This window comes from Halococcus sp. AFM35 (assembly GCF_051195015.1).
GTDB lineage: Archaea > Halobacteriota > Halobacteria > Halobacteriales > Halococcaceae > Halococcus.
In genome coordinates this window covers 42043-48962 of sequence record NZ_JBNTJU010000021.1, presented here as the reverse complement: position 1 = coordinate 48962, position 6920 = coordinate 42043, and the positions used below count along the sequence as shown (strand labels likewise).

Annotated in this window: 3 protein-coding genes; 2 read left to right on the top strand and 1 reads right to left on the bottom strand. The window is 51.4% G+C overall.

Going from position 1 to position 6920, the window contains the following annotated elements:
• Nucleotides 1-378 precede the first annotated feature (378 nt).
• Nucleotides 379-4422: an HNH endonuclease gene (locus tag ACQUQO_RS14140; RefSeq protein ID WP_435078716.1), complete on the bottom strand. Its 4044-nt coding sequence runs from the start codon at nucleotides 4420-4422 to the stop codon at nucleotides 379-381.
• Nucleotides 4423-4723: 301 nt separating this feature from the next.
• Between ACQUQO_RS14140 and ACQUQO_RS14135 the strand changes: the two genes are divergently transcribed.
• Nucleotides 4724-5365 (top strand): hypothetical protein, encoded by a 642-nt coding sequence (locus tag ACQUQO_RS14135; RefSeq protein ID WP_435078714.1) that lies wholly within the window; start codon nucleotides 4724-4726, stop codon nucleotides 5363-5365.
• A 391-nt stretch (nucleotides 5366-5756) separates the two neighbouring features.
• Complete coding sequence (locus tag ACQUQO_RS14130) at nucleotides 5757-6905, top strand: hypothetical protein (RefSeq protein WP_435078712.1); 1149 nt, start codon at nucleotides 5757-5759, stop codon at nucleotides 6903-6905.
• Nucleotides 6906-6920 lie beyond the last annotated feature (15 nt).

Here is a 6920-nt window from a genome sequence, read left to right as displayed (position 1 = left end):
TGAGGTGTATCATCAAGATGGGGAGAAAACACGGTTCACCGGGACGATTAAGGTGAAGAACGCGTCGATAGCGAAAGCAATCGGGACAAACCTCAAGCGGGCCTCACGATTCCTTGAATCGGAGGCCCAGCGGAAGCAATCGGCGGGATAGACGGATAGAGGATCGGATTTTTGTCGATATAGCGGAGGAAGAGCGACGCATTTGGCTGGAACTTGAGATCACTGCCGGTGATGAGCAGAAAATCTCGGTCGGGGTGTTCCGGCGGGAACACCCCTTTCTCCTGCGCCCTCAGGGCCTAAATCTTCACTGCTCGGCGTCAGACCATCATTTCTGCTGATTAATATGTTACCTGAGAATTATCCACTGTAGAGTCGGTCTTATTCCCAGCTATGGAAATCGCTCGCCTCTTCTCCAACAAACTCACTGTCCTCATCAAGAGAGAATACTGCCCGAATCTGTGATTGACCCCTCTTATTCCCTGTCGTATCCCCTGCGATAGTTCTTTTCTCGCCCTGGACTACCCACACAATCTCCAGACCTTCACCTTCTAATGCTTCCAAAATATTGCTACTTGCTCCAATCATAGATGGGGAATTTATCCTGTCAGACACTTTTTCGGCTTCCGAGATATCGGCTACCCGTACCGGGTCCTGTGACTGTTGCTTGAACTCTTTCGTATCGACAACCCATTCTAAGTCCAGTAATTTTGCGAGATAAGGTGACGGAGCGTACATACCGTATTTCTCATCGATAGAGCAATCATACTCAGCTTCCCAAAGCAAGTCGAGAGCAGTACTCTTGACGTCGACAGGACTCCCCATGATCGGTGAAGCATCCTCCTCCCACTGATCGTTCACAATAGGATGCCATGGATATTCACCACGGAGAGTCTGAGTGAGTACCGGTGACGAAACCAACGTACTCTTCATTTCATCGCTTTCAACCCAGTTTTCGATTATCCAGCTCACTAACTCCTCCTTGTCATCTTCTTCGACAATCACTGGATCAACTCGGCAGAATACATCTCGCTCAAGCCGTGAATCCGTATCCTCCTCAGCATTCCACTTGTACATACCGTACAGCGGCAGCCACTCTTCACCATCGACAGAACGGTCCAGTAGCGGTGTTAATTCAGGGAATTCCTCGTGGTCCTCGATCCACTCCTCAACAGGTGAATCGTCAATACGACAGTTGTACTCAACGGCGTCATCAAGAGATCGATCAGAACTGGCCCCCGGATCTAATACAGAGGGATCTATGTTTCTGTCCCAGTACGCCCAAGGACCACTATAAGAGTTCTCTGCAGTGGGGTTGGAGAACTCACAGTTATCTGTTATCCAGCTCACTAATTCGTAATAAGCAAGCCACTGGTACTTTTTGCTAAAACGTTCTGGTTTTCTCGTCCCCCTCCCATGGTTCGACCATCGATTTAGGTAATGATCAAAATCATCGAAGCAATCTGGATGCCACCCAAGATCGAATACCCGCTTCGTAATCCATCGGAGAGCCTCAGCACCTGAGAACTCGTAACCATGTACGTGTGTGCTGTCACTATTGGTTCCTACAACATATCTCGCAAAGTCACTGAATCCATCTCCTTCAAAGCCTGAACCGACTAAGCCTATCCAGAAACGTGATTCAAGCTCTGTATCAGCTTCTTCCACCCGTTCAGTTACCTGTTCACGCAACTCATCAGGAGTTGGTACGTCAATACTGAACGAGCTATCATACGGAGGTCTGACCTTATCTAAGTCTACATCGTAACTCTCGACCTGGTTGTTTGCCAGTTCAATTATTCCTCGGGCATAGTCACGTGTTAGAAGGTGCGGCGTAGGATCATCATCTTCAAACTCCAATTCGTGTATCACATCCGCAAGTTCAGTTACGGATTCATGCTCCCTGTGACGCAGCACGCCACCATACGCTGCTGCATAGACACGCTCCAGAACATACGGATCATTCACCTCCTGGAAACGCTCAATCAGGTCAATATAGAGTTCCAGATCAGAATCTACCACGTTCACTATTGCCTTGGTAGATCGATCCCGGACATACCTGTTAGGGCAGGATAAGAACCAAGAGAGAGCGATCGACATGAGATGTTTCAACTCGCATGATTCAATCGGTTCATGCTCCAGAGAGAACCCCCAATTAATCAGACGGAATACTTCCGATGTCTCTTCTTTGAATTCTTCATGGAGAAATTTCGACCAGTTGAAATCTATCGCAACCACTTCTCTATCTATTAGAACGCTGTGAAGGTACTCAGCGTTCATCGGGTGTTCAGTGCTTGTTGCTAACGTAAGAAGAACTCGCCACAACTCATGGAGATCATCGAGGAGCTCTATCTTTTCCCAAAGATAATCCTCAACTCTTTCTTTCAATTTTCCGTTCGAATCAGTCAAGGTCTCAGGATCTCTCCAACCCAAGCTCTTGATGAACGGTTTGAGTATCTTCTCTGAACCAAGATACTCGAATATTTCTACGCCCCCCTGTTCTGGGAGATGAATAGCAAATGCCTGAATGAGACCTGCATACAGATTCGGGTTTTCAAATATCTCTTGTAGATCCTCATTATCAGAGATAGCCTCGCCGAAATCGTCTTCTACGTATAAATCTAGGTACTGCTGTGCCAGCATGTGGTCCGCGAACTTGTCGTAGGAAAATCTAACAGATTCACTGGCATCTTCTTCAAACGGCACCACTTCGGAAATCACACCTTCACTAAGGATATGCCTGTAGAGACTTTCCGGATAGCGTCTACCTGGCAAAAACCCATTCACGATCTTCTTAGCTTCATCCTTGGGTAGACGCTTCGTACCTTCTCCTCGTTCAGCCATTTCACGAGCTAGGGCATCGACAGCCTTCCGCACTTTGTCATCGCTTGGATCGTATTCCAATCTCCGCCAGAGACGATCATCGACACCGTCAATATACCCCTCAAATATCTGGCTCAGTCCTTCAGGACCGTGCGAAATCCGACTTTGCCCCTGTCTCTCCAGATTCTCACAGAACAGCTTCAGAAACAATGGCACCTGGAACTCGCGTTTTAGAACCGGAATTGATGAGTGCTCTATTCCGTGTGCATCGAAGAACTTTCGAACTGCACCATATTCCACATCCCTGAATCCGCCGTGAGTGTATTCTACCATCTCCTCATCTGCGCTTTCAGGGATCACAAGCTCCTCGTATCCACTACGGCAGCTGACACAGATCCCGATATGAGAGTAGTCCTGTAATTTTTTGAGTATCCCCGGAAGTCGTCTTGCCCAGATTCGTGGGTCGGAACTTTCATTCAACGCGTCGATCATCATGAGGGAGCGGACACCTCGTGATCTGCCGAGGGAGTCCAAGGCACCTAGGAACTCTTCAGTGGTACAGTTCAATCCGAATCGTTCGATAATCTGGGTCCAGATATCTCTATCTGAGAAGTTCTCCCCAAGTAGCAGAACCGTAGGATAACCCTCCTCAACACGACTTCTGGCGACATTGCAAAGCAGGTGTGTTTTTCCCATACCGGCTTTGCCGAGCAGTTTTAGGGCGGGTGTTTCTGCAACTTGTATTCCCCGGCTATCAGCAAAGTTCTGGAAGCTGAAAACTTCACTTCGGACTTGGCGAAGATGGTAGAGAGTCTGCTTTTCTGTTGTCTCTCGTGCCTCGTTTTCCTCTTGTGCTTCTTCTTTCAGACTACGGAGTTCCGGCTCTAATTCCTGTATTGCATCGTCGGCCTGTTCAAGAGTTTTACTTAGTCCTTGGATAGGGATCTCCGCTGTTACTTGTTCAATATCTTCGAGAAGGTCTGGGACTTCCTCTACTGCTTCACGTAGATTTAGATAAGCATCCTTATCAGATTCCTCCAATAAATTTATATAGCTATCAGTGAATAGGCTGCTTGCTTCATCATCCAAGTTGTTTAGGCGGCCTTCCACATTCTCGACAAAGCTATGGGTTCTACCCAATGGCTCGAAGATATCTGAGGCACTTGTATCAACGTGAAGTTCTGGTGTGTACCGGTCTTTAGCGTTTGAGATAGAAACTTCGACTTCTGTTTCTAGTTTTGAATCAGTCAGTTGGAGCTCCGTCAGAAGCTCGTCAGGAAGCTCTGCCGCCTGTGAAGCTTGTTCTTCTTGCTCCGCCTTCCAACCTTCCAGTTCCTCGATCGAATACTCTTCCGGATTTTTGTCTATGTAGGTGTGGTGAGTCGGACACAGAAGAATGAGATTAGAATACGCATCGACCTCGTCATCATTCAAATCTGGATCATACCTGGGTCCACCCGGACTCTGAGCCCGGATATGGCAAATTTCGCCAACGACAATTTCTTGCTCCATATCTACTACATCCTCTTCACAGTCTGGGAAGCCGCACTGGTTCCCAGATGCAGCCCAGAGCTTCTTCAGAGTTGACCGCTTGATACTCATTTGTCTACGTGTTACGACGAAGACAGTGGTCCCATTACTATTTTCCGGTGATTTCCTCTTCAGACTCTTCTACAGGTCGGATGACCGATACGCGCCCTGTATCTTGCACGCTGAATCTCTCAACTGCTGGGAGGGATTCGCACAAGGCTATGGATCAATTGGATAAGTACCATATCGAACATCCCCCAAACAGTCAATAACATATGCAGTTCAAAATACACTTGAAATAGATCTTACCCTGTTATGGCAGAGATGGTGGAGCATCGACACCATTCCTAAGAAGGTGTCCAAGGAAACAACTATGTCAAACGAAAACACCCGCGAGCGCCTTGGACGGTCCATCGAGAAAGCAAAAGAGCAGTATCCACGCTTTGCAGCACTCGCCGCCCACCTCGCAGTGCTGTATCACCGCACGCCGGTTGATGCTGACCGCGAAGCAACACTCCGTCGGTACGTTCGCGTGCCCGGACTCGTAGTGATTGGCCTGTCGATGGTGGCAGTTCCAGCGGCGGCCCAACTCGATCAGGTCGGTCAGGCGCTCTGTAACAACGGCATCGGCCAGATTCTCTCAATCGTGTTCGCCGCCGCGACCCTCTACTTCCTCTTCAAAGCCATCTTCAGAGGAATGTCCGGGCTGGACAAGAAAGGATCGAAGAAGCCCCAAACCCAGCAGGAGGGTGACAACCAGTTGATGGGAGCGCTCTATTCGGGTGCAGCCGCGTTCGCCCCGCCGATCTTTGCTGCCATCCTCGAAATCATCGGCGTCAGCACGATCTCGTGTTTCGACTTCAACGTCGGCGTGTTCGGCGGCGGGGCCGGGATGATCATGCCACTGCCGGTCAGCGGCACGCCGCTCGATCCGATGATTGCCGCTGTCGGCCCGATGGGAGCGCAGGGTCTCTCGTTCGCAGCGCTCGCGGCCGTCGGCTACGTCCGCGCTTAACCACCCTGTTCTCTCACTAATCCAGATGTTTGAGTCAGATTCAGGTCGGTCGGCAGTGCAGGTATCCGCTCTTCTCGTAGTGCTCTGTGTCGTTCTCGGTGTAGCCGGCGGTGTAGTGTTCGTTGACCCGGTAAGCGCACAGGCTGGGAACGGAACGAACACGACGAACACCACATCCACTCCCACCTCTGGCGAGCAACTGAGCCGGCTCAATGGGTCGAATACGACCGGGGGCGGTGCAAACCAGACGACGCCGCTTGATGCGTCGAATCAGCGCAACCAGACTTCACCCGGCGCTGGTGGAGCGAATCGCGGACTGACTGGTGGAAACACTAGCCAGAGTGTTTCTGGAAACGGTAGCAGCAGCGGTGGAGGCGGTGGGAAATGCGGTGTGACGAACCCCGGTGGGTGCATCCCCGGACCCGGTGAAATGCTCACCGGGTTCGTGAATTTCATTGAGGACTCGGTCACGAAGAATGTGAAGAAGTTGGTCGGCGGATTCAATGATATTTTCGTCGGTATCCCAGCTCCGGGCGATGTCGGCGACCCGAGCACGTGGGCCAGCCCGGAGAACGGCTGGTGGCCGGACATCTACGAGACGTACTACATCTTCATGACGTTCGCCGCAGCCGCTCTGCTCCCTGCGATCATGATTGCGATGGATCGAGCCGATCCGTACCGCCGTGAGAAGGAATTGAAACGTCTTGCTGGCCACGGCGTGATGATTCTCCTCGGAGCGTTGCTCGTCATGCCGGCTTCGCTGCATCTCTTTGATGCAATTTCGACATCCCTTGCTCCATCCGCGGGTGAGTTTCTTGATTCAGCGGCCGGCGCTGGGAAGCTCAGCGTCGGCGTCATCCTTACTGGTGCGTTAGGGCTCACGCAGTCAACGCTTGTGCTCATCGGTCTTGCGGTCATCGTCATGATCTACGTGGCGATTCACATTCTCGCGGCGTTCTGGCCGATCTTCTGGGTCGCCCGCCTCGCACCAGTCTCGTCTATCAAGTGGGTTGGCAACGCCGGTATCGCTAGCTTCTACGGACTGTGTTTCCTGCGCGTGTTGCAGTCGGGGATGCTCAGATTCCTCTTCGGTCTCTCGTGGGACCCCATCGAGGCTGGCATCGCAACGGCATTCGGGTCGGTCCTGCTCACTATCGTCGGTCTCATTTTCGTTTTCATCATCTTCCCGAAGGCGTTCGTTCGCAAGGGCGTCCCGGCGTCGACGATGATTTCGGGCGGATCGAAAGCGATGAAGAACGCGCCCGAACGCTACGAAAACTCCCGTGAACGCATCGGTAACGTCCAGCAGCGATTAGAGAATATCCGCGGCGGTGGGAATGACGGGAGTACCACTAACGGGAGCACCACCAGCGGAGGTGCGGCACAGGTCGGATCGGTCGGTTCGACAGCAGCGTCGAACGATCATCACGGTGGGACTATTCGGCGCGTTGGCGAGGTAACGAGCGACAAACTCCGCGGTGGCGTCGATGCATCGCAGGTCGAGCGCCGCCGCCACGACATCCACGATCAGCTGGATTAATCATAGAGATCATAC